The 23,858-nt window shown below is 43.7% G+C and carries 20 protein-coding genes and 2 pseudogenes; 6 read left to right on the top strand and 16 right to left on the bottom strand.

The window, feature by feature from the left end; all coding sequences use genetic code 11:
• The 7 genes from BLO31_RS14275 to BLO31_RS14245 all read right to left on the bottom strand — a co-directional run.
• The coding region (locus BLO31_RS14275; protein ID WP_139159013.1) for an RHS repeat domain-containing protein at positions 1–2,239 on the bottom strand (2,239 nt) is incomplete at its 3' end.
• The gene (locus tag BLO31_RS14270) at positions 2,236–3,948 is read right to left on the bottom strand and encodes an RHS repeat domain-containing protein (protein WP_070967917.1); all 1,713 of its coding nucleotides are present in this window, start codon (positions 3,946–3,948) and stop codon (positions 2,236–2,238) included. The genes BLO31_RS14270 and BLO31_RS14275, both read right to left, overlap by 4 nt.
• On the bottom strand, positions 3,942–6,344 hold the full coding sequence (locus tag BLO31_RS14265) for a SpvB/TcaC N-terminal domain-containing protein (RefSeq protein WP_070967914.1): 2,403 nt from the start codon (positions 6,342–6,344) through the stop codon (positions 3,942–3,944). The genes BLO31_RS14270 and BLO31_RS14265 overlap by 7 nt, the downstream gene beginning before the upstream one ends.
• The gene (locus tag BLO31_RS14260) at positions 6,341–6,883 is read right to left on the bottom strand and encodes a hypothetical protein (RefSeq protein WP_070967911.1); all 543 of its coding nucleotides are present in this window, start codon (positions 6,881–6,883) and stop codon (positions 6,341–6,343) included. Before BLO31_RS14260 ends, BLO31_RS14265 begins: the two co-directional genes overlap by 4 nt.
• Positions 6,876–8,420, bottom strand: a complete 1,545-nt coding sequence (lnt, locus tag BLO31_RS14255) for an apolipoprotein N-acyltransferase (protein ID WP_070967908.1) — start codon at positions 8,418–8,420, stop codon at positions 6,876–6,878. The genes BLO31_RS14260 and lnt overlap by 8 nt, the downstream gene beginning before the upstream one ends.
• A gap of 194 nt (positions 8,421–8,614) precedes the next feature.
• A complete protein-coding gene (locus BLO31_RS14250) occupies positions 8,615–9,052 on the bottom strand; it encodes a DUF3859 domain-containing protein (protein ID WP_070967905.1) in 438 nt (145 codons plus the stop codon).
• The gene (locus BLO31_RS14245; RefSeq protein ID WP_070967902.1) at positions 9,028–9,423 is read right to left on the bottom strand and encodes an ATP-binding protein; all 396 of its coding nucleotides are present in this window, start codon (positions 9,421–9,423) and stop codon (positions 9,028–9,030) included. The genes BLO31_RS14250 and BLO31_RS14245 overlap by 25 nt, the downstream gene beginning before the upstream one ends.
• Before the next feature lie 249 nt (positions 9,424–9,672).
• Here BLO31_RS14245 and metA point away from each other — a divergent pair, with 249 nt between their 5' ends.
• Together metA and BLO31_RS14235 are read left to right on the top strand one after the other, a co-directional pair.
• Positions 9,673–10,614 carry a homoserine O-acetyltransferase MetA gene (metA, locus tag BLO31_RS14240; protein WP_070967898.1) on the top strand — a complete coding sequence of 314 codons (942 nt, stop codon included), beginning with the start codon at positions 9,673–9,675 and terminating at the stop codon, positions 10,612–10,614.
• A 188-nt stretch (positions 10,615–10,802) separates the two neighbouring features.
• On the top strand, positions 10,803–11,528 hold the full coding sequence (locus BLO31_RS14235) for a hypothetical protein (protein ID WP_070967895.1): 726 nt from the start codon (positions 10,803–10,805) through the stop codon (positions 11,526–11,528).
• 196 nt (positions 11,529–11,724) lie between these two features.
• Here BLO31_RS14235 and rlmF read toward each other — a convergent pair.
• Positions 11,725–12,710: pseudogene (rlmF, locus tag BLO31_RS14230) on the bottom strand (23S rRNA (adenine(1618)-N(6))-methyltransferase RlmF).
• A 47-nt stretch (positions 12,711–12,757) separates the two neighbouring features.
• The gene (locus BLO31_RS14225) at positions 12,758–13,264 is read right to left on the bottom strand and encodes a M48 metallopeptidase family protein (RefSeq protein ID WP_070967934.1); all 507 of its coding nucleotides are present in this window, start codon (positions 13,262–13,264) and stop codon (positions 12,758–12,760) included.
• Positions 13,265–13,382: 118 nt separating this feature from the next.
• Here BLO31_RS14225 and BLO31_RS14220 point away from each other — a divergent pair, with 118 nt between their 5' ends.
• Positions 13,383–13,613, top strand: a complete 231-nt coding sequence (locus BLO31_RS14220; protein ID WP_070967892.1) for a glutaredoxin family protein — start codon at positions 13,383–13,385, stop codon at positions 13,611–13,613.
• Here BLO31_RS14220 and BLO31_RS14215 read toward each other — a convergent pair.
• On the bottom strand, positions 13,610–14,497 hold the full coding sequence (locus BLO31_RS14215; protein ID WP_070967888.1) for a LysR family transcriptional regulator: 888 nt from the start codon (positions 14,495–14,497) through the stop codon (positions 13,610–13,612). The two genes, BLO31_RS14220 and BLO31_RS14215, sit on opposite strands and share 4 nt — an antisense overlap.
• Before the next feature lie 98 nt (positions 14,498–14,595).
• On the opposite strand from BLO31_RS14215, the gene BLO31_RS14210 reads away from it, so the two are divergent.
• Positions 14,596–15,819, top strand: a complete 1,224-nt coding sequence (locus BLO31_RS14210; protein WP_070967885.1) for an MFS transporter — start codon at positions 14,596–14,598, stop codon at positions 15,817–15,819.
• 51 nt (positions 15,820–15,870) lie between these two features.
• Positions 15,871–16,425, top strand: coding sequence for a DUF1415 domain-containing protein (locus tag BLO31_RS14205; protein ID WP_070967882.1), 555 nt, complete (start codon positions 15,871–15,873; stop codon positions 16,423–16,425).
• 45 nt (positions 16,426–16,470) lie between these two features.
• On the opposite strand, the gene BLO31_RS14200 is transcribed toward BLO31_RS14205, so the two are convergent.
• The 3 genes from BLO31_RS14200 to BLO31_RS14190 form a co-directional block, all read right to left on the bottom strand.
• A complete protein-coding gene (locus BLO31_RS14200; protein WP_245688499.1) occupies positions 16,471–16,860 on the bottom strand; it encodes a hypothetical protein in 390 nt (129 codons plus the stop codon).
• Positions 16,844–18,475, bottom strand: coding sequence for a S41 family peptidase (locus BLO31_RS14195; protein ID WP_070967879.1), 1,632 nt, complete (start codon positions 18,473–18,475; stop codon positions 16,844–16,846). The genes BLO31_RS14200 and BLO31_RS14195 overlap by 17 nt, the downstream gene beginning before the upstream one ends.
• A gap of 217 nt (positions 18,476–18,692) precedes the next feature.
• Positions 18,693–19,748: a sensor domain-containing diguanylate cyclase gene (locus BLO31_RS14190; protein ID WP_070967876.1), complete on the bottom strand. Its 1,056-nt coding sequence runs from the start codon at positions 19,746–19,748 to the stop codon at positions 18,693–18,695.
• Between the two features lie 232 nt (positions 19,749–19,980).
• Here BLO31_RS14190 and BLO31_RS14185 point away from each other — a divergent pair, with 232 nt between their 5' ends.
• Entirely contained in the window at positions 19,981–20,556 is a 576-nt protein-coding gene (locus BLO31_RS14185; RefSeq protein WP_070967873.1) for a nucleoside triphosphate pyrophosphohydrolase family protein, read from the top strand.
• A 361-nt stretch (positions 20,557–20,917) separates the two neighbouring features.
• Here BLO31_RS14185 and btuD read toward each other — a convergent pair.
• The 3 genes and pseudogenes from btuD to BLO31_RS14170 form a co-directional block, all read right to left on the bottom strand.
• Positions 20,918–21,672: pseudogene (gene btuD / locus BLO31_RS14180) on the bottom strand (vitamin B12 ABC transporter ATP-binding protein BtuD).
• Positions 21,659–22,654 (bottom strand): vitamin B12 ABC transporter permease BtuC, encoded by a 996-nt coding sequence (gene btuC, locus BLO31_RS14175; RefSeq protein ID WP_070967870.1) that lies wholly within the window; start codon positions 22,652–22,654, stop codon positions 21,659–21,661. Before btuC ends, btuD begins: the two are co-directional and overlap by 14 nt.
• A gap of 101 nt (positions 22,655–22,755) precedes the next feature.
• Positions 22,756–23,784 carry a succinylglutamate desuccinylase gene (locus BLO31_RS14170; RefSeq protein ID WP_070967866.1) on the bottom strand — a complete coding sequence of 343 codons (1,029 nt, stop codon included), beginning with the start codon at positions 23,782–23,784 and terminating at the stop codon, positions 22,756–22,758.
• Positions 23,785–23,858: the final 74 nt, after the last annotated feature.

The following is a 23,858-nucleotide window of genomic DNA, read 5'->3' as shown; positions in this document are numbered from 1 at the left end:
CCGCCGCTCCTCCTATGGCGGCAGCTTCCATCGCTTCACCTAAGTCTCCAGTAGCAATATATCCGGTACTAAATGATGTGGTCGCCCCGCTGGCGATTACTGAGCCCATTTCCCCTAAACTGCTAAACCAGCTCGTTGCGGCATTACCCATCAATAACCCTCCAATAACCATACCTGCCATTTGTATGTAAGGGTTCTCAAACGTTTGGCTGAAGATGGCAACGGCGGCACCAATTAGGAACCAAAAATGTCCTGTTGGGTCGGTGTACTTCACTGGATTATTTAACACATAAGAGTAGCGGTTAAAGCTCTGGCTTAAGCTTGGATCGGGGACTAAAGAGTCCGCACTTAGGAAGCGCCCTATTACTGGATCGTACAATCGAGCATTCATATTAATTAAACCGCTTCCGCCACCGACAGTTTCATGGCCTGTAAACCCGCGCATACTGGCACTAGTAAACAGTGGATTAGTTTGTAGTTCTGCGGCTGCCAGTTCTTCACCAAATGGCGTGTAACTTCGTTCAATTTGCGCTTGACCGTTTTGATCGGTGATATAGGTGGCAGTCCCTAATGCATCCCGATGCAAAAATGCCGTTTTGTCGACCTGTTTGTCATTGCCTATCAGAGTTTTTACATGCTCGGCAACGGCCTGATTATCCACTATAAAGCGGTGACGCATGGTCATCACACTTTCACCGTCACTGTTCACCGAACGTTCTAATTGATAATCAGGACTCACGTAGTATATGGTTTTTCCGTCGGCGACCTGTTTTACACGCTCGCGTTCTGCACCATATTCATACTGAACGACATTACCATTATCATTAATACTTCGAGCTTTGTTAAAGCTGTTCCAAGCAATGGTTCTGCCTCGTCCGGTAAGCATGTTGCCGTTAGCGTCATAACTGTATCCGGCACTTTGTAATTGGCCATTGCTAGCTACATCAAAACTGCCTTGTCCAGTCTTATAGGTAAGGTTGCCATAGACATCATATTGATAATCACGCTGAATCGTCGCTACAGTTTGATTATTTGATTGCGTCCAGTGCGTTAAGCGATCTAGCCCATCGTATTGATAGTATTCTTCTCGGTTGAGCACTTGGTTGATTTTACTGGTAACGTTGTTGCGTTGATCGTATTGATAGCGCACATCTCTGCGAAGGTTGGCACCAGTTCCTGTTGTTATACGAGTTACCGCACCCGTTGCACGATCGATTTCTCGTCGCGTTAACAACCCATTACCAAACAACTCCCCTCCAACTCGACCAAATTGGTCACGACTGGTTGCCATCCAAACGACTTGTGCTGTTTCATCATTTAATCTCTCGTCAAATATGCGTTCAATCTCATCATGAGCAGCAACTTGGTCTTCTAGTTCATCGGTGACATTTTCTAATAGGTCGGTTTGTTGACGGGCAAGTGAAGCGTATTTCTGAGCGAAGGTGGTCATTTGTCTAGCTCTCGCCTCCGCGTTATCAGCGAATCGCTGATAATCGTCTGACTTAGCACTATAGGCTGTCGCTGACGAAAAGGTAACATTGGCAATTTGCTGGTAGTAATTTGCCCAGTACATGGCAAGATTATGAATATTGATTGAATTTTTTGGTCCTGTGCTACAGGTTTGATAAATGTTCGATGAGCAGTTGTAAACATTCGAAATCATCCAATATGGGATTGGTTCTAAATATGTTTCTCGGTGTTTACAGCCCTTTATATTACTGCTAACACATCGGTCATATCGATAATAGGCATAACCATTTTGTATATGAGCAAGCGCAAATACCCGTCCCTGATAATGGTTCCAGAACCTCAGAGCCTCCGATCTCATATGATTAGCGTACGCAAGATGCGAGTTATATAGGCTTAGATACCATTCAGAAATGCGGTTAAACCTAGCCGCGTAAGTATCCAACCTTTGCGCATTTTGGTACAACTTCTGTGCGGACTGCCTATGTATTTCAGAAAGTCTAATATAGGTTTGCGCGTTTTGCTCAATGCTCGAAGCCTGCGCTTCTAACTCTAAAATACGCTCAGCCGTATCCTGCAACGCATTCTCTAACTGAATGTACTGGCTATCCCAGATATCTGAATATGGAATGCTCATTCGCTTAATCAAGCCGTTAATATCATAGGTATTATCTACATCCATTCCTGATGGATAACTCACCCTGCTTAGGCGCCCATCTTCGTTATATTGATACTCAGTAGTGAATGATTCACCATCTATGTTTAGAGTCATGGCCGTTTTTCTACCAAAACCATCGTAGGAATAGAGCGAGTTACATCGTTTGCAACAGACTGATCTAAAGAGCCTTTTATGTTCTGATCGTACTGCCACTCGTTGCTACCATCGGGCCGTACTTCGGTCAGTTTTCTGCCAATAGCATCGTAGGTATAAGTCGTACGTTGATTCTTAGCATCTTGTTGCCATATCAATTCCCCCCAGCCATTGAACCCATAACGCCAGTTACCCATTGCTGGGTCATTCATAGCAATTTTGTTGCCAAATTGGTCATAGGTAAGTGTGGTAATTAACCCATTGGCATCCGTTTGGGTTAGATTGCCCGCTGCGTCGTAAGTGTAATTGAGGGTGGACTGGCTGTTTTCGGTAATTTCAGTGGTTTGACCTAATCCATTGGTTGTTTCGGTTCGAACAAAAGAATCAGGACCGTTTGTTGTAGCCATTAAACCGCGATAAGTAATAGTAGTAACTCGGTCACCGTTATCTTCAGTTGGCTGCGTCTTTTTGACCACTCTACCAAGGGCATCGTATTCGGTTCGAACCCAGAAGGTAGCATCTCCAGCGAATAGACCTTCAAAGTATGGAATGGTTTCTCCAGCAACTTGCCCAAGTTCATCATAAGCAATATCAACAATCACTTGTTTACCGTCGCCATTTAAGGCTTTTCGCCTAACTTCTCTGCTTAGTGCGTCGAAATAGGTGGTTGTACTTCCCCCTTGTGAAGTTTGCTCTGTCACCATAAACACACTTCGGTCACCCAAGGTTAAATCAAACTGATCGAGACCGGCATCCGCACCATCACTCCAGTTGTAATGCTTGGAAACCCAGTTACCATCGGGAGCAACACGTCGTATTTCTCGACAGAACCCATCGTATTCAATCCGAGTAGTGAGGTTGTTGGCATCGGTAATCGCAGTTGGTAAGCCACATAATGTGTCATAGGATGTAGTCACACTGTGTCCAAGTGCATTGGTGTGACTTACCACTCTTCCTTGGCTATCATATGTGGTGTTGCTTCCTCTGCTTTCTCCTGAGCTCATCGATTGCTCAGCGGTTCTAAAGCCACGTCTATCGTAACTAAAGTGTTGCTCTACCGATAATGGGTGACTAGGTTCTAACGTTTGTTTTATTAAAGCCCCTGTCTCAACAGCGTATTCAAAGCTGGTATTACGGGTTTGGCTATCAGACGGAGATGTTTTTCGCACTGAGATAGAAGCGGGTTTGCCTAACAACCACCTTGAAGAATCATGCAGATAGTCGGTTGTCGTTTTCTCGGTGAAGGTTTCTCCATTGCCATCTAAGGTAGTTTTTGTCACTTCGCCAGCATAGCCATAGCCGTCATAACTCCCATATGACGTAGTCACGTCGATTAGTTTTTGTCCCGACAAGTCCCAGGTACGGCTAATCTGGTTGGTTAATCTTGGCCAAATTTTGTCTGCTACGGGCGCGTTAGCTTCTTCATACTGACTTAATGTTTCGGCAACTTTTTGGTGATTTACCCATGTTTCTGTTTTTGCAATATAGGGCTGCCAATTACCGTGAAAACCTGATTGAGTTATTGATTTGATATTGCTAGATAGATTGATGGATTCAACTTGACCAAAACCAAGTAAACCTTGCTCTTGGTGAGCAAAATAACCACGATAAGAATATTGTGTTGTATTTTCTCCCCCTACTCCATTGCCCTGCTTAACTTCTCTTACCACCTTAAGGTTGGGGGAAAGGCTGTACGCGCAACAGGTGCGTTGGATGGTTGAAATACGGCAGTGTTTCCAGTTACGTCATAGATAAATTCTGTTTTGGCACCAAGTCCAGACGTCACCGACTTTAACAATGCCAATGGCGAGAAGTGGTACTGCATACAAGTAATACCTTGCCCGCCACGGTAGCAGTCATTAGCCGTACCATCACCATCGACGTCTACACCTTTTCTGTAAGGTCCGTAGGCACTGTTTACTGATATGTAGTCTATGCGGGTTTTTAATCCAAAAACTTTTCTAACATAGTTGGAATAATGGACTTGAGAATCGTCTAAAACCTCTTGGTCGGGAAGTAGTGTTGTCAGAGCTTTAGGTTCACTAAACTGCCTACCATTGCCATACGCGCAATAAAATTTGTCTCCCGCTACGTAGCAAAAATCTGCAAGTCCATCTCGGTTACGGTCAGACAATAAAATCGATGACTCTATTTGAGCTGAGTTGTCGTACTCTGAGTCACTTATCTCAAAGTGGTGTTCTGGCAAGGTTAACCAACTCTGTGCATTAGCAAAACCACTCCCAGTATTGATATGACATTGATAAGTAAAGCCGTTTCGATAACACAAATCAGGCAATGAATCTCCAGATACATCAGTAAGTGTAACGGTTCTGGTCAATCGTTCAGTCACTTTGCTATCGTACTTGATTTGATCGATCGAATAGTCACTTGCCTCCCCTGTAATACTTCCTGTGGGTAGCCCAGAAACTAGCGCTCTCATCACTTCAAACTTTAGAGTGTTATCCTGTGTTTCTGTACCGTAAGCACAATAAAAAGTGCCATTAGATTTAATACCACAAAAATCCGTAAACCCGTCGCCATTAATATCGATAAACTGACTGGCGGGAAGACTTGCACTTTCTAAATCCATATTGACTAGACGGTGATTTTGAATATTGTCCGTCCAGTGATAAGTATTTGAGCCAACACCACCTAGATAGTTCTTTTCTAAAGGAAAGCCCTGATTGACTAAGACATATTCTTCGGAGAGTGCTGAACCTGTGTTGTTAGCACAAATGACTTGCTCATCTTCTACCCGACATATATCTATAAAGCCGTCTTGGTTTGTGTCTATTAGTCGCACCGCTTCTTCAATTGAGTAACTACTACTCCATAGCGAGGCGGAATTAAATCCACTGCCACCATTGTTAGTCGCACAATAGAAACCTTGCTCATTAAAACCACACACATCGACGTAGTTGTCATCATTGATATCTATCAATGCCAGAGACATATATTCTTGGGGCTCTTCCCACGCATTTCCCGAAAAGTCATTGCTCCATTTTACAGGTGAGGAGAAATGACCTGCCGACGTATTCAAGCTACAGTACAAACCCTCTTTTAAGTAGCAGATATCGGCTGTGCCATCTCGATTGAGATCTCCCGCTATAAATCCTTTGTAATCATCAATAGAAAAAAGCAGAGAAGGCTCTGGGATTATTCCCGATAATAGATTCGTTTGCCATTCGAACACATGTGGCCGCATACAGTTATTATTAGCGTCACATACCGTGACCGAATTTAGTCGTGTGTAACTAATGTCAGTCTGAGCGAAATCTGTATATGAAAGCTTGATTTGTCGTAGTAATGCACCGCTTCTATTGATATCAATGGAATCTAGTTTTTGCGCCAATGTTTGTTTTTGACCAAATCGATACGCATCGAGCAGATCATTTCTGGCAACGTAGTTAAACCTTATCTCAACGTCCGAATACGTGATTTTACTAGGATAAAATTTTCCCTGATGCTCGTCGTAGTAATAGATTAACTCGTTACCAAATCGATCCAACTGATTGGATAGCCTCCACTCTAACCCATGACCATTGTTGGTTGACTTGCTATCAGAGCGAGCACCATAAAAAGAAATGTAGCCTTCGGAACCATAGACCACCCACGACTCTGGCCCCGATAAGGTGTTTCCTACTGCCACAACCTTAGTTAGCCAGTCATTGTTAACTCGATATTCACTTCCTGCTTTGCCAAGTTGTCCAGATAACAGGAGCAACCTTTTTCCATCCAAACAGTAAACATCCGAGTCATCGAAACTGATTCCACCGACTTCACCATCTACAGATTGTGTTTTCGTACAACGATGAATCGTTGAAAACCCTGTTAGCTGCACACCTAAACCAAGCGGTCCATTCCCACTGCCTTGCTGATAGCTAATGCTTAAGTTTGGAACTAAACCATTGATACCCTCTGGAAGTCGAACAGGAATAGAGTACGCTGACTTCCCTTGATTCACGCTGTGCGAACCTGTCAACTCTCCAACCACTGATGCGGAACTCGCAAACGATGTTACCAAAAACGCCAAAGCAAAAATTTTGGATTTAGTTAGTATATTCATAACTTACCTCCCTGATTACTCATCAAATCGCGTAAGCGATGTTCTACATCGTCTACTCTTTTCTCTACCTCTTGAATCTCTCTATTCTTGTGTATGGTGCTGTTGGAAAAACTACTAAAATCTACTGGTTCGTAATCTAAGACGATACCCTGTGCTTCGAGTTCTTTGGTCATGGCATTAGCCTGAGCTAGCAAAACCTCAGGAGATTCCATCTCTGAGAGTTCTTTTTTAAAGCTCTTTTGTAATTCTTGTTTGGTACTTTCGATCTCTTGATTGAGACCTTGAAGATCCTTTGCAAATCGTTGTTGTAGGTATTCTTTTTCTTTCAAGGAGCGAGGCGCTTCTTTTACATCTTCCCAATTGAACTCTTCCGCTTCGAAAGAACTAATTGTTTGAATATCTTTCGCTTCCGAGTGATAGTGAGAGTTAGGTAGTCCAACTCGTTGTTCAGAAGTTGTTGAGTCATGATTTAAAGCTACCGTGCCGATAATCACTGCAATAAACACGGCAGCAACGATATTTATCCATTGCTTAGCCATATGTTTTTCCTTTTATTTTGTTAAAAACCTGAAGGTGTTCTGATCTAAATGAGAGGTATCGATTGATGTGTGCAATGAAAACAACAAGTCCACATAACCACATTAACCAGTGGTACTCGTGCTTGGTGTAAAAAGACTGCTGATTGTTAACGAATATAGTTGCGTTTAGCGCTTGGGTTCGATCACTCAAGACTTGTTTAACAACCGTTCCATTTGGACCAACAATGCTAGTTATCCCCTGATTGGATGAATAAAGGAGCGGTTTATTTACTTCTGCAGCACGAGCTCTGGCTACATCCAACAAACGTACTTTGAGCCAATGGTTTTCTAACCATTCGAGGTCGCTCATTAGAATTAGTAAACTTCCATCTGAGTTTTTTAGTTTTTCGCTGAAAACATCTGAAAATAAGGCTTCATAACATACCGCTACAGCTGCGCGAACTTGGCTCGGTGCCAACCGCAATAACTCTTGTGGACCTAACTGGTTAACGATTTCAGAACTTTTGGCGGTACTTCCCGACAATGGAACTTGGTCGTCTGCGATGTAAGAAAACCATCTTGGTATATACTCACCAAATGGGACCAGATGATGCTTAATGTAAAAAGGGTGAGCTTCTCGGTTTGAAAAAACCGCGTTTATTTGAGAGTCATTAGCTTCCCACTGTCCTCCCCAAACAGTGGTAATACCGCCCTCACTCATCCTTTGGATGTCATGAGCAAGAAACTGTTCGACGGTTTTAAAAGGGTACGATACGCTTGATTCCGGCCAAACCACCAAGCTCGCAGTTGGAAACTGAAGTGACAGTGATGCGTACCGATGAAATCGGTCAATAACTCTGTTTTTAGAGAGTTTGTCCTGACTATCAAACTGCCCATGAATGACTTTGACTGCTAACGTTTCAGTGCCTTGATTATTTTGGTGAAGATGGCTAGACCCTATATGTAAAACAGAGGCCAATGCCAATGTGGAAAAAATAGCCCACACAGCTTTAGATAACTTCTGTTGATTCACTAAGAGCAAACAATAGATTGAAAAGCTCACCAGCAGATAAACTAAAAAACTGACACCAAATGCTCCTAAGAAGTAAAACCAATGATTAATCCCAAAATCTACCAACAAGTAAGCTGGTAATAGCCAAGGAAAGGAATATACCGAGTGTTCAGAAGCAAGGTTCAAAAAGAATAAAGATATGGGCAAAACCACTAATGTTGCTCTAGTAGACAGCCGCCAACTGAGAATTGGAACTAGCGTATAACTCAAAGAGAGAATGATTAAGACTATTAACCTAGCCGAATCTAAATTAACACCAGTGCCTTGGTACTCCGTGGATATATAGCTACCTATCCAAGACAAACTTACTCCATAGAATCCCATACCAAAGAGGAACCACAGAAAGATGCGAAATGTTTGAGATTTAACAGTACAGTGCAGGAAGAATTGCAACGCGAGGGCAATAAGAAGGACGATAAAGCCGATCGAATCCAATCGATAAGCGTAACCGTATAACAAACCAACGAGTAAACCAAGAATCCACACCTGAGCAACTCCTAACTAGAGACTACTCTGCAGTGAATGATATTTTTACTAATATTTACATACAATTACGCAGGTTTTTGACTACATATGGAACAAATTAACGGTCGACCAAGTTACTAGAGTTTGGAAAATTCAGTTAGTCATCACATAAAGTATTTCAATGACAAAGCGCCTTCACCTATTAGGTGTTTTTATCAATACCCTCTTCGCTTCCAGAAGCCTGCTTCATCGCGGGGGTAAACATGGAAGGTTTTTTCGGCGATAATTTTGCTTTGTAAAGTCATCGTCATTCGCCACGGGCCTAGGTTAGATTCCAAGCCTCCATCGGGACATTTTAGCTGAATGGTGTCGCCCAAATAAAAATCCCAGTCGTTGCTGTTGATGTGAATATCACCATCAAATGGCGCCATCACTAAGCCCTTTTTGTTCAAGATCCCTGGGTGGTCAATACAGTAATCAAGCACTAGCCCTTTTGCTCTTTTAATATTGACCGTAAAGCCAAACTCTATTGATTCATCCGCGGGAACATCGGTCGTAAACTGAGTGATCTTTGGCAGTTGTTTCGATTTAGCATCCCATTGCGAGTATATGCCAAACGAGGTGATTTCTATCGCTGGTGTGCGTTTGGCCATGGTTGCCACCTTTTCCTCATATTGTCGATTGTCTCTTCGCTAACTTGGTGCACATTACCGTAGTTTTGATGACATTCAATAACGATAAATGTCGCTCCATATTTTGCTGCCATTTTTTGGTATGGCGCTATTTCCCAATGTTTGACAAAGGTATTAGCCACAACACAACTCTGATTTGATTTTAGACTTTTGCTGGCTTGTGTCTGACACCATTTGTGAGCGGCTTGCAGATACTCGGGGTTAAACAAGTATTCCCCTTTGCTATTGGTAAAGTACATATCGGCTTCAAAGTGGTTGATGCCTAATGTTTTTGCCAAGGTACTTTTACCAGAGCCAGGTAACCCTCTAATCAGCGTAAGTGTTAAAGCCATTTCTATCTTGCTAAAAAGGAAAAAGGGGATTCTAGCCTAATTAACCATGTGAGTCTTATTTCCTTCTAAATATGGATGAAAACCAGCCTGTTTTTACTAGTCGTCACCTCCTAAATAGACAGGAAACCACTAAAATAATTAGTGATACCAATACTCAAAACTCAACACAGTGCAATAAGCTATCGACAATTGGTTTTCTTTGCGTTAAGTTTAGAAGTATAGACGTCCACATAGCTAAGGGAGAAAGCTGTGCCAATTAGGGTTCCCGATCAATTACCGGCTACTGATGTACTGCGCAAAGAGAACATCTTTGTGATGCCTGTATCTAGGGCATCAACTCAGGAGATCCGCCCACTTAAAGTATTGATTTTAAACTTAATGCCAAAGAAGATTGAAACTGAAACTCAGTTTCTTAGGTTGCTGTCTAACAGCCCGCTTCAAGTGGACATTGAGCTATTGCGCATAGATAATCGCCCAAGTAAAAATACCCCCACTGAGCATCTTGATACCTTCTACCGCCAGTTTGAAACCATTAAAAACCGTAACTTCGACGGACTTATTATCACTGGTGCGCCACTAGGTTTAGTACAGTTTGAAGATGTCATCTACTGGGATCACTTACAAGCCATTATGAACTGGGCAAACGACCACGTTACGTCGTCACTGTATGTCTGCTGGGCGGCGCAAGCTGGTCTCAAGCTACTGTATGATTTGCCTAAAAAAACTCGTAAAGAAAAACTCTCAGGTGTTTATCACCATTCGATTCACCAGCAATACCACCCTATGCTACGCGGCTTTGACGATACTTTCTTAGCACCGCATTCGAGGTACGCTGATTTCTCACCGGAGTTTTTACAAGAGCACACGGATTTAGATATTCTAGCTACTTCAGATATTGCGGGTGTTTATCTCGCAGCCACCAAAGACAAGCGTAATGTGTTTGTTACTGGGCACCCAGAATACGATTCTCACACGCTCCACAACGAATATATTCGCGATTTGGGCGAAGGGATGGAGCCGGCAATACCGCTAAACTATTATCCAAACAACAATCCGGATAATCCGCCAGTAGCAAGCTGGCGCAGTCACGGTCATCTGCTGTTTAGCAACTGGCTAAACTACTGTGTTTACCAGCAAACGCCTTACGATCTTGACCAATTTAGCGAAGATAATTTCACCAAAACCGACTGATCTCACAAAGGCCACTTCCGTGGCCTTTTCTTTTTTTTTCAATAATTTGTGTTGTGTCTCGAATATCAAACTTAAACGTGGAAAATTTGTGTATCTTGATCATCATAGAGATTAAAGAGGTTTCAATTGGCTGCATTTTTAATTTGAAATCTATTAATTACAATAAGTTAGTGGTAGTGGAAACCTAGATGAATTTTTTGAAAGTGGCAGTACCACTCGTTTTTGTGGTTACAATCAGCAGTGGATGCATTCAACTGCCACTCGATCGCAGTGCGGTACCTGAGCAAGTTGAAGCTCGGACTCGACTTGCTATGGAGTATCTGAAAAAAGGAGATTTAGAGCAGAGCTTTGACAACCTTTTGATTGCTAAACGCTACGAGCCCGATGATATTGACGTCCTTCTCGGGTTCGCCCTGTACCATCAAACCGTCAAAAACGATTCTACCGCTCACTCATATTTAAAACGCGCAAGCACACTCTATCCTCGACACGGTAAAGTGTGGCATCAATATGCTCTTTTCCAGTGTCAAACCGGTAACTATCCTCAGGCTCAAGTTAATTTCAGCCGCGCCATTGCACAGCACGACTTTAACGCCTCCGCACAAACTTTCCTAACTGCAGGCCTTTGTGCCTATAAGTACCAAGATTGGGACTACGCGGAACAAATGCTAAATCGCTCTTTAAATTATCAGCCTAGACAGCAGTCTGTTGTTTTGCGCTTGGCGGATGTGGCGGTTCAAAAAAATGATTGTCCTCGAGCCGCAGAGTTACTGGAATATTATGAATCGGTCTATGGCATAGATAACCCGTGGCGCAAAGTTATCGCAGGGCTTCAAAATACAGGAGCCAATATCAGCGTCGATGCCGATGGTGAGTTCGACGCCGTTTCATTACGCTCTGCTTGCGTTGGATAGTCTTGTATTCTCGGTAACAGATGCGAATAAAAGCAATGATACCGAGGATAAACAACCCGCCGAAGAGAAATAGAAAGCTATCACATATCCAGCTCGGCTCGCACGGCATATAAATTTCAAATTCCATATGCACTCCTTAAGCACCAAGCAGCAATCTCCACATGATAAGTTTACATTGCGAAAATAGGCTTGGGCTCTATTTAAGTATGCGTTTATTCACTTGTTTTATCCAATCAGTCCGTTCTTCCTGAGTTAAAAAGGTCCACGCAATGAATCGGCTGGTCTTTTGTCCCTGCTGCATTTCAACTACTCTGGCTTCTTTGGCACCCGCTTTTTGCAAGTTTTTTCGCATCCAGCGAACGTTCTCTTTTTTGGAAAGCAAGGTACTGAACCACAATACTCGATCAGAAAAATCTCTACTTTCAAATGCCATGCGCTTAACAAAGGAGCTTCACCCCCGTCGCACCATAGTTCGTTGTGCTGCCCACCAAAATTAAGTGACGAGGTGGTTTTCTTATCGCCAAGTCCTTTCGCTTTTCGGTTGTTACTTAAATTACTTTGTTTGCGAACACTACTATTTATCGCTTCTTGCGCCGAGGCGTGAAACGGTGGATTACACGTCGTTAAGTGAAAGAAATCATTCGAACCGATAATTCCCTTAAAAAGGTATCGATTATTGCGTTGCAAACGGCACTCTATCTGACCGGAAGTAGAAGCGTTGCCATCGAAAATTTCCTGTGCGTTCTTAACAGATATTGGGTCTATATCACTCCCCACACCCTGCCAGCCATACACTCTATTCCCAATTAACGGATAAATACCATTGGCTCCAACACCGATATCAAGCGTGCGAACTAGGCTGCTACTTGCCATTCCTTGTTCAGCATTTAAAAGATCCGCCAAACGGTGAATATAGTCCGCTCTTCCAGGAATTGGCGGGCACAGGTAGCCTTTTGGAATATCCCAATACTCTATTTGGTAATGTTGCTTTAGTAGAGCTTGATTCAACAACTTTACTGACAAAGCGTCGCTAAAGTCGATGGTCATATCCCCTCTGGGGTTTGCCTTTATCCTACTCTGCAATGTGGGTACCAGCTTGGTCAGCACTTTGAAGTCATACCGACCACGATGTCGATTGTCTTTGTGAAGACCCGCTTTGCCTTTGAGTTTAAGAAACTTCATCTCTTGCGGTTTATTTGGCTTTTCTGCATCAGTACGCTTCTTGAGGTTCACTTTTCACCCTCTTGCAAAGTTAAGTAAATCATAAACAAACGCGCATCAAACTCTAACTGGTGATAGTCTGGCTCCATGTAAGTACAAAGAGAGTAAAAGGACTTGTTGTGCTCCTTCTCTTTAAAATGAGCAAGCTCATGCACCACTAACATTCTCAACAAAGCTTCCGGTGCATCTTTAAATACGCTCGCAATCCGAATCTCATTGCGCGATTTCACCTTGTTGCCATGAACCATACTCCGGTAGGTATGCAGTCCCAAAGCATTATTGATCAACTGAATTTTTGGATCGTAAATGGCTTTACTCAGTGGAGCGCTTTTCTTCATATATTGGTTTTTGATTTTCTGAACATAGTCAAACAAGGCGCGCTCACTCTTTATTTGATGCCTGTCTGAATAACGCTTGTCAAACCATTGGCAAAAACGTCCTGAGTCCACCAATGACTTTACCTGTTCGACAATATGCTCGGGATAACCTTGGATGCTAGAAAAGAGATCGTTCATAAATGGAGGAGGAAAATAGTTAAACGGCGAGTTTAACCGATTTGCACTTGCCATTCACGGCCTTTTCGCTACACTCCCAACCCCAGAAACCGATAAGCTCAATAATAGGTCAGACGCCATGCGACGTGTTGTACTCTACGTAAAAGACAAATGCCCACATTGTAAAGATGCTGAGCGTTACTTACAGTCTAAAGGCATTCCTTTTCGCCTTTGCAACGCTAAAATGCAACGTGGCCGAAAAGAGCTAGATGCCATTGGAGCGCGTTCCTTACCGGTGGTGAAAGTCGGTGACCGCTATATGATCGGTTGGAACCCTAGCAACTTTGAAAAGCTCTTTAAGGGCCGTTAAGCCAGTTTGCTAGACTCAGTATGCTCTTTTACAAAGTCTAGAAATGCTCTGTCTGCGAGCGATAAATACCCGCCTTTGCGCCACGCCAGAGAGAGCTCGATATTTACTGGCTCTTCAAAGGATACTGCCACGACATCCTGCTCGTGTTGCGTCACTAACTCTAGCAGTGCGGTGATGGCGTATTCATTTTTCACGATATTGAGGATCATCGGCAAAAGGTTAGTTTCAAAAGAACAGTTCATCTCTCTACGCACCTGTTGCGCCATGCTTTCGATGTATTCGCGATGAAAGTAACCCGGTTTAAACATCACCAACTCATTGGAAAAAAACGACTCGAAAGAGAGGCTTTTCTGCCCAGCTAACGGGTGAGTTTTACCCACCACCGCGACCATTTCGGCGTTGATGAGAGGATCAGTCTCGAGATCGTCAGAAATATCGTCATTCACTACCACTCCAATATCTAACTCTCCTTGCAGTAGCATCTCGCGTATAGAGCGCGTTCCTGCATCAACCAGTGTGAGTTTGAGGTTGGGGTATCTCGACTTAAACGCCATTAAAATCTCTGGAAAAAAATAGGAACCCAACATACTTGGGGCGCCTAATCGCACTTCACCTTTCTCTAAGCCACGAAGTTCATCCATCGCCAACTTAGCGTCTTCTACCTGCTGAAGCACTTTGTAAGCATGGACGAGTAAGACTTCGCCTTCCCCCGTTAACTCGATGCGACGGTCATCTCGCTTGAACAGCTTGAGCCCCAATTGCTGCTCAAACTTTCGTATTGAAATACTCAAAGCGGGCTGTGCAATATGCAGTTTCTTTGCCGCCAACGTGAAGTTTTTGTCCTCCGCGACTTGGACAAAATGTGTAAGCTGTTTAACGTCCATTCTCAATATATTTTTTATATTACAACTATATTTATAATATATTTTATCAATCCAGAATCAACTGCTACTTTGATCACATCATTGAATGAGGAGTATGTATGATTCAGTATGGTAGCCAGCAGTATCGCAAAGTGACCTTAGCCCTAGCCCTTGGGTCTTTCTTGGTATTCTGCAACCTTTATCTTTTTCAACCGATGCTTCCTGTACTAGCCTCTTCATTTTCTGTATCTGAAACTCAAATTAACTGGGTTTTTGCAGCCAGCACACTTGGCCTATCTATTTCTCTGGTTCCTTGGGCGGTAAAGTCAGAATCTGTGGGGCGGAAAAAAATCATGTTAATAGGTTTACTGGCTGTACCTTTAGTGGGGCTAAGTATGTTGCTTACCGACTCTATGTGGTTACTTGTCGCCGCCAGAGGGGCCATGGGCGTTTCTCTTGCCGCATTTGCTTCCGTCGCCGTTGCCTATATGGTTGAAGAGCTTGATCAAAAAGCGTTTCGCAAAGCGATAGGCAGCTATATTGCCGCCAACAGCTTGGGCGGTATTACAGGCCGAATTTTTGGTGGCGTTGTCACCGATGCTTATGATTGGCAAACCGCTGTTCTGGTTATGGCACTGTTTAGCCTTGTTGCTGCTGTTGTCGTTTTGCTTATCTTGCCTGACCAAAAGCACTTTCGCCCGCAATCTTCATCACTTCGTCATCAAAACAAAGCCTTGCTTACTCATTTGAAAAACCGCAAGGTCTGGTTTGCTATGTTAATCGGCGGACTTAACTTTGCTCTGTTTGTAAACCTGTATTCTGTTATGGCTTTTCGTTTGGTCGCTCAGCCACACTACTTGCCCGTTGGCGTCGCATCGCTAATATTCCTGTGTTATCTCGCCGGTACACTTAGCTCTAAACTCACCGGCCGCTGGACGGAACGCTATGACGGTGTTGCGGGAATGACCTTGGGCAGTACCATCAGTTTACTAGGTATGTATCTCGCCTATTTTGAATACATCCCCAGTATGCTTCTGGGCCTATTGCTGATTGGCTTCGGTGCGTTTTTTACCCATACCTTGGCCTACGCATGGGTGAGTGAAAAGGCCGTTCAAGGCAAAGCGACGGCAAACGCTCTTTATCTCGTTCATTACTACATTGGTGGAAGTCTTGGCGGCTTTTTCTTAATCTACTGTTGGCAACACGGCGCATGGCAATACGTCTTGTTTGGCGGTAGTGTTTTGTTTGCATTGAAGTTTGCTCTATTGTCATTGCTCAAACGCGCCACTGTATTGCCATTACATAACATCGAGACCACACCATCTCATGCACTAAACAAGTAATAGTTCTGGTATGATGTCGGCAATGATTCACCTTAGAAGTGAAAGTAGTATATGAGTAAAGTCGACAATCAAACCATTTATAATGAAGTCCATCGCTGGTTAAAAGATGTTGTGATTGGGTTAAACCTGTGCCCTTTCGCTGCTAAACCTGAGCGAAACAAGCAAATTGATATAGTGATCTCGGATGCCACCGCGGAAGAAGCCTTGTTAGAAGATATTTTAACTGAGCTGATTCGCCTAGAGCATTCAGAGCCCTCTGAGTTAGAAACCACTCTCGTCGTTGTACCTGAAATGTTGCAAGACTTTATGGATTACAACTTTTTTATCGAGTGGGTTGAAGCCCTCATTCGCCAGCAAAACTGGGAAGGGGTTTTCCAACTCGCCACATTCCACCCAGAATATTGCTTTGCAGATGCACATCCGGATGACAGCGAAAACCTAACCAACCGTTCTCCATACCCCGTCTTTCACTTAATCAGAGAGGAAAGCATGGAAAAAGTATTGAGACATTATCCAGATCCAGAATCCATTCCTGACAACAATATTCGTATGGTTGAATCACTGACCAGCGAGCAAAGGAAAAAACTGTTTCCATATTTGTTTTAAACGTTAAGCATTGAATAACAAGGCCAGTGCGTAACTGGCTTTGTTTTATTTGTATTTTTGGCAGGTTACCTTGTACAAACGAACAAACTTATCGCTTTTTTGGTAATACACACCGCAATTTTCGCCGCGAATTTGTAATTGATACGCCTCTGGCAAACGGCCGTGACGACCGTCGAGTAGCTTTCCATCTTCGTCTTTTACATTCCCATACTCTACGAGCAATATTGGCGAATGCTCAAACACATTGTCAGCGAGTCGGGGGACAAGCTTACCATTTTGAAACACACTAATTGCAGCTTGAATCTCTCTGACACCACTCGAGGTAATGTTGACGCTAATTGCTTCTTGGATAGGCAATGTAGTCACGCTGCAACCCATTACCCCGACTATCAATAGCATCCCTGCTAAACTCTCTACTCTATTCAAAATGGACATGGATTGCCTCACCTGTTAATGGTGGCGACCAATTGTGCATCGGAATACCTTCTTTGGCTGGTTGTGACTGAGCCGCTGTAGAAGCTGTATAACTTGGGCATGTTGAGCTGACCATATACTCGAGAGCCGCTGCCAACATACCTTCAGACTCATCCCCTAAAGGGTGAGAAAGATCGTCATTCACTCTACAGCCTTCTACTTTGTTATCGACACCGAGTGTCGAGGAGACCAACGATCTGTCTGTTGGTATTAACCCGTCGGCGTAGTCACCAAAGCCTTTTTCATTTTCAGCTTGGAACTCAATCGTATAATAAAAGGTTCCGCAGTTGTGTACGGGGGTAAAGCCATAAGGTTTACCGGTTGTTTCTGCACCGATAAGCACTACTTCTACATCAATACCACGTAAAGCGTTGATCAGCTCTTCACTTGCTGAAGCAGTGTTATGAGTGGATAAAACATAGACCCTGCTTACATTAATACTTGGTAGCATTTCATTCTGAAATTGATTGGTTTGCCAATTATAACTGTAACTTAGGAATGGATAGATTGTTCCTCCCTCTTCCCTCATACGTTTGTCATTATATACAAGCCGACTGAAAACTCGATTTTCTCCCGCTCCGGTTAACATATGACCAAGTTGCGCTGCCTGCAGTATTAATCCGCCACTGTTGTATCGAAGATCAAGAACTATTTCCTCTATATTTTGGTTGCGAAAATAGTTAAACGCATCAATCAACGACTCCTGAGCCAAAGCACTGAAAGCATTAAGCTGCAAATAGCCCACGCCTTTTCCATTGTGACGAATAACTTTTGCGGTCTTAATGTAAGAGCGGGGAACGTCACCTGCTGTGAGGGCAACCACTCTTTCAGCGCCGTTATTAGTTTGAAGAGTTAAATAGTAGGTTTTTCCATTCGTAGGAGAAGTTAGCGCTTGGTTTAGATATGCAATCTCTTGACTCGAGTTAGTATTGACCAAATCAATACCGTCTATTTCGATGACCCTATCTCCACGAGCCACACCGTGAACTTCTGCTTGCGAACCACTGTCCGTATAAACCACCCGAAGGTCCCTAGGTACATAATTGTTGTAAAACATCCAATGAATGCCGAATCCAGGTTCCATCCCGGACTGAACAGCTTTCATATAGTCGTCATAAGACACTGAAAAGTGGAAGCGATCCTTGTACCGACCACCGTCAGTCTTTTCGAACGATTTAAGGTTATTAAAATAGCTGATCACCGAAGAAAAAAGGTTGGGGTCCTCATCTGGAATTTCATCGTACCACAGGTAATTTTCGTTGCTAAACGCCCGTAAGTACATCTTTTCATGTAAAGCACTACCCGACTTGTCGGGATAAGAACGGTAACTGTTATAGGGATCTAAACCTAACCTTGGTTCTTCGCATAGGTTGGAAAAATCGTCAGAGGAAAGTGAGTAGTCTCCCAATTGCCAACTGAGGGCAGCCGCATCGGTGTCATCCGATTGAGCTTCGTTTTCATTACTTAAACCAGCCTCCGCCAGCTGCGGATCAGAATCACCCGAGCCACACCCTATCAAGAAAAGTGCCAACAGCATGACTACAAAAAATTGAATCCTTTTTTCCAACTTAGCCATCCTTGAGCACAAAGCTCCTAGTGCAATTACCTTGATGACCTATTAGAGTTGATTCATAACACTACTCCAATTGCAAACAGAACTAGATTGAAAACGGTGTGCCTCAGCGTCTTCGCAAACCGCAATCAAATCGCGGTCAACGCCAACACCAATGGTAGTCTGGGACAGATAAAAAAAACGGCAGCGAAATGCTGCCGTTGAGTGTTGTTGTTTACGACTATTTTGTGAACTCGCGATCCACAACCCGGTCTCTGCCCGACTCTTTTGCCTCGTAGAGGCATTCGTCCGCTAAGGAAATCATTTTATCTAAAGTACTTTTACGACAAGCATCTTCGGATAATGACTTTAACGAGAATTGGCAAGAGCCGATGGAAATGGTCAAGGGACGGCCTGTGACGTCAATGGATTTTACCGACTTGCGAAGTAATTCAAGCTTGTTCTGCCTTTGCGCCAAGTCCCCTTCCGGTAACCAAACCACAAATTCTTCACCGCCAAAGCGAGCCAAAAATTCATTGTCGCTTAACTGCGCTTTCAGAACTTGAGCTGTCTCTCTTAGCACATCATCACCGACTTGATGGCCGAAGTCATCATTGACTTGCTTGAAATGGTCAATATCGATAACCGCTATCGTTCCCTGCCCGCCATGGTGTTTGATTCGTTCAATTTCTTTGTGCATGGTTTTAAACAAGCAACGTCTGTTTGGCAACTGGGTCAAAGAATCATTGAACGCCTGAAACTTAAGCTGCTCATTTAAGTGTTGGAGCTCTTTTTCTTGCTTGCGTCGAATAAGTTCCACTTCAATCCAAGACGCCATAAGCTTCATAACGTCCACATCCTTGCGGTGGAACTCTCTAGGGTACGCCGTTGCCGATGAGAAATTTAAAGTACCGTAAACTTCATCATCAACAAAAATTGGAATACCGATATAAGACTCTAATCCAAACGCTTTATAAGCTGGGTGAGAAGCATACTTGTCATCTTTACCCATGTTTTCTATGGCAACAGGACCAAAAGAGCTACAAGTGATCTCACAATAAGTTGAGTCGTAGTCAAAAACATCGCCGACATTGAGCTCAACCCCTTCGGGAACGACACAATTTAATACTGTGTATTTACTTCCCTCGATTCGAGACAAAATACCAATATCTAGGTTGAACCTCTCCAAGCCCATCAGGATCAGTTGGCTCACTTGAATATCAAATCCCTTCTGATAATCATTAGTGATTTGATATAAGCTGCGAATGATTTTTTCGCTATCACTGATAGGTGCCATTGTTATTCCCATAGCTTGCAAACCTCTTTGGTTTTAGCTTGCCTTACCAATTAAAAAACGAACTACTGTTACTAGTAATTAAAGCGAAAACATGTGAAATTTCAATTATTTTTAAAGATATATGTACCATATAACTCTTTAGTGGTACAGCTTCACATATCTCAGGTTGGCACTATGATTCTGCGTTTGTTAGTATTGGCGCACATCATTTTCATATCGGAAGAAACGCCAGATGCAACTAACCTTACTGAGCCAAAAATTATTCGACCACCTATACCAAGACATCTCTGAGTTTCGCAGTACGTTTGACTTACCAGTCGCAGATCCTGCGTCACTTAATGAGCAGGCAGATACGCTACACACATCGCTCGCCATTGAAGAACTGACCGAACTGGCGGAAGCAGACTGCAAAATGGAGCAGGCCGATGCCATTGTCGACAGTGTTTATGTTCTTATGGGTAGATTGGTGCATTTGGGCGACAGTAAAGTTGAAGACAACCTCGCTATCAGCTATTTGATTGATCTACTACTTCACGTTGCAGCAAACCGCGGTATTGACTTTGTTCCGTGTTGGGATGAAGTCCACTCCAGTAATATGAGCAAGGTATGCCGTACCGAAAAGGAGTACCAAGATACTGAAGCGCACTACGCTAAACAGGGTATCGGTTTAAAAGCAGTCACTAAAGGCGATTACATTATTGCTAAGTGCGCACAAGACGTTGTCACTGAGGGCAAAACGATCCGCGAAGGCAAAGTATTAAAATCGGTCTACTACCGACCAGCTGATCTCGCAGCGCTTACCGCTTAAGCTATATCAAAAAAAACCGCCACCCTAGTCCTAGAGTGGCGGAAATGCCATCCAAAGAAGATGGAACAAGCCTAACAAGAACGAGATTGTTTCCTGCCACTTGCTCTTTGGGAAAACAACACAGCCTTAACTACGCCTATCACCATAGATCAACTGACACTCTTCGACTTTTAGTTTGCTAGCTTTATGCCATCTTTTATAACGCCATAACCCATTGATTTTATTTAAATCAAAAGGTCACACTTTGTGATGTGTGCACTTTGATGGCGCAAATTGCACCAAGATGATGCTTATCAACCCAATAGAGCACACTAGGCTAGATAAGCGTGAGAGATGGGCCAATGAATAAAAGTGATTGGGGTTAATCAAACACCAATAAAGAACGGTCTTCTAACTCAACTCTTTTCACTTGAGTTTTATAGACGTTGGAAAGGGATTCTGGGTCGAGAACTGCCTCAACAGGACCAAATGATACACATACTCCCTTATCAAGTAATAAGGCCTTATCCGCGTGTTTTAACGTGCGGTTAAGGTCGTGATTGGACATAACGACCGAAATCCCCATAGCAGCCACTTTATCGATTAATCGATACAAGAGCACCTCTTGGCCAATATCTAATGGCGCAGCGGCTCATCTAACATCAATACCTTTGCATAAGGGTTTAAACTCGGCCAGATTTGCAAGCAGATGGCACATAGCCGAACTCTTTGCCACTCTCCCCCAGACAAATGGTGTATCGGGCGTAGCAGCTTATCGTCGACGTCAAGCAGTTGAGTCAGCTCTGCAACCGCTGAATTCATCTCTTCTGTTTTAAGTCTGGCACTGGCTGGAATAGACAGGGAGAGAAATTGAAATACATCGATGTTAAAGGCGGGTCTACCGGATTGCGATAGGAAAGCTCGATATTGAGCGAGGCTTTCCTCAGAGTGTTCAGCGATCTCTGCGCCATCCAAGGTGACATGACCATCGTATTGCAGCAGACCAGAAATCGCCGTTAGCAAAGTGCTCTTTCCACTGCCGTTTGGCCCTATGATGTGTAAGATCTCCCCTGCTTCGCAAGTAAATGACAATGGCAGTAAACGAGAACCAATATTTAAACTATTAACGCGCAGCATGATTTTTTAATAACATCCAAATAAACACTGGGGCACCAATTGTTGTTGTGACCACACCAACGGGAAGCTCTGCCGAGTCCAAGACAGTTCGGGCAAGTAAATCACTAACCACCATAAGCGCCGCGCCACATATTGCAGCTGTTGGCAGTAAATATCGATTTTCACTGCCCAACGCCAAGCGGACCAAATGGGGTACAACTAAACCAACAAAGCCGATAATACCTCCAAGGGCAACCGCACAACCAACAATAATTGCGACAGCAATTATGAGTCGCCAACGCACCTTTTCAACATTCACGCCTAGTTGACGGGCGTGAACTTCCCCCATCATTAACTTGTCCAGTAATCGACCTTTTAAACAGAGCCAAACCGCTACCGGCAACATTACTATGGTCAGGATATGGTGATACCAACTGGCACCGCCCACACTTCCCATTAGCCAATACATTAATTGACGAAGACTTTGGTCATCGCTGAAATAAAATGCCCAAGTCACAACAGAACTAGACATGATGCCCAAGGCTACACCAAGTAGCAGTAACCGACTGGTTGTTAATCGCATCACTCTAGATATCGAAACCAATAAGAGTGTGAACAACATAGCGCCTATGATCGCTGCCAACATAAACCCGACTGGTGTCGCCATTAATGGGAAAAAGATAAGCAAACCCGCCATAAACATGCTGGCACCACCTGAAATCCCTAATAAGCCGGGTTCAGCTAAAACGTTACCCAAGAGAACCTGTAATACTGCACCAGAGAGCGCGAGGCCAGCGCCAATCGCCATTGCGGCTAATAAACGCGGAACGCGCAACTTCCACAACAACTGCTCCTCTAGATGGCTAAGGCCGCCCAAAGGCGAGATAAACACTTCTCCAACCATAAGGTAGACGATACCTATAAAAAATAGAGCTGCGATCATTATCCATTGAGCGCGCTGCCATCGGTATCTTTTGATATCAATGATTTGGGAGATATCCATCGAGTGCAATCTGTCCTAATTTAATCTGTATTCTGGTTATCATATAACAACAAGGCGCACCTGAGTGCGCCTTGTTTAATCTCTTGATTGAGACTGTATCATTAATCGTATACGACTTGATCGTTCTCGTAGCGTATTTTAACTGGGCAGACCATTAAGGCTGCTCGCTGGCCGACGGCAACATGACGATTTGGGAACACAATCGATTCACCTTCGTTTTTTGCCATCAAAGGTTTGTCTCCATCGTGACCAAATACTTCACCGTGCTTGAACGCAGTGAAATTTGCCACGTTATCATCAAACAAGAAATCAAAGTCATCGTTGAGGCGAACAATCGTTCTACTCACGCGGTAATTAATGGGTTTCTTAGGTAAGTGCTCTGGTTTACCATCGCTTATCAAGTCGCGAAGCGCCAAATCAAATCCCACGAGTTTGTCTAAATCGTTGTCACCATAACGCGCAACCCGACCTAACTCCATTGTCAGCGCTTGCGCAGCATAGTTTTCTGCGCTAAACCAGCTAAATGTACTCGATGGTGCATTGGAAAACAGCACCGCATCAATTTGAGCACTTTCGAGAAACGACATTAGCTCACGGCTGCGTGTTGCATGACGAACTTTTGGACTTACTGCAAAGGAGTAATGCTTGGAGTCTCTGATCGCACAATGCAAGTCCAAGTGCCAACGCTGAGTTGTCGCCGTGTCATGATAGAAGCTATCCACCAGCAACTTAAGCCAATTGGCAATCTCTAACTCTTGGCTCTCTTCGTAAGCCTTGTTGTCGAACAATCGATTTAGGTTTGTGTCAATAAAGCGGGTATGCGCATTGGTCGCGGCTGGATGAGCGACAACAAACAAGCATCGGTGCTTAAGAGGCTGGAAACCCGTTAACACGTCTTCAATGATTTTGTCGATCAACTCCATTGGAGCTGTCTCGTCGCCGTGGACACCTGTTGACACGAGAATGTGTTTTGTCTCAGGGGTGACCTGTGCTGGAACTATTTCCAACACACCCCTTTCATGCAGTGTCACTTTAGTACCCGATGCTGATATCACTTCACCGCCGTTCATTGGCTGGGATAAGTCCAGACTGTCTAAGACAAAAGACCGGCGAAACAGAGAATTCGTCATGCGCTACTCCTTTATTGCACAGCGGGTATGTTAAAGAATTGTTCACTGAAATATTGTTGCTGCGATCTCACTTA

This window comes from Vibrio sonorensis (genome assembly GCF_001854765.1).
GTDB classification, from domain to species: domain Bacteria; phylum Pseudomonadota; class Gammaproteobacteria; order Enterobacterales; family Vibrionaceae; genus Vibrio; species Vibrio sonorensis.
This window is presented reverse-complemented; position numbering and strand designations above follow the sequence as displayed.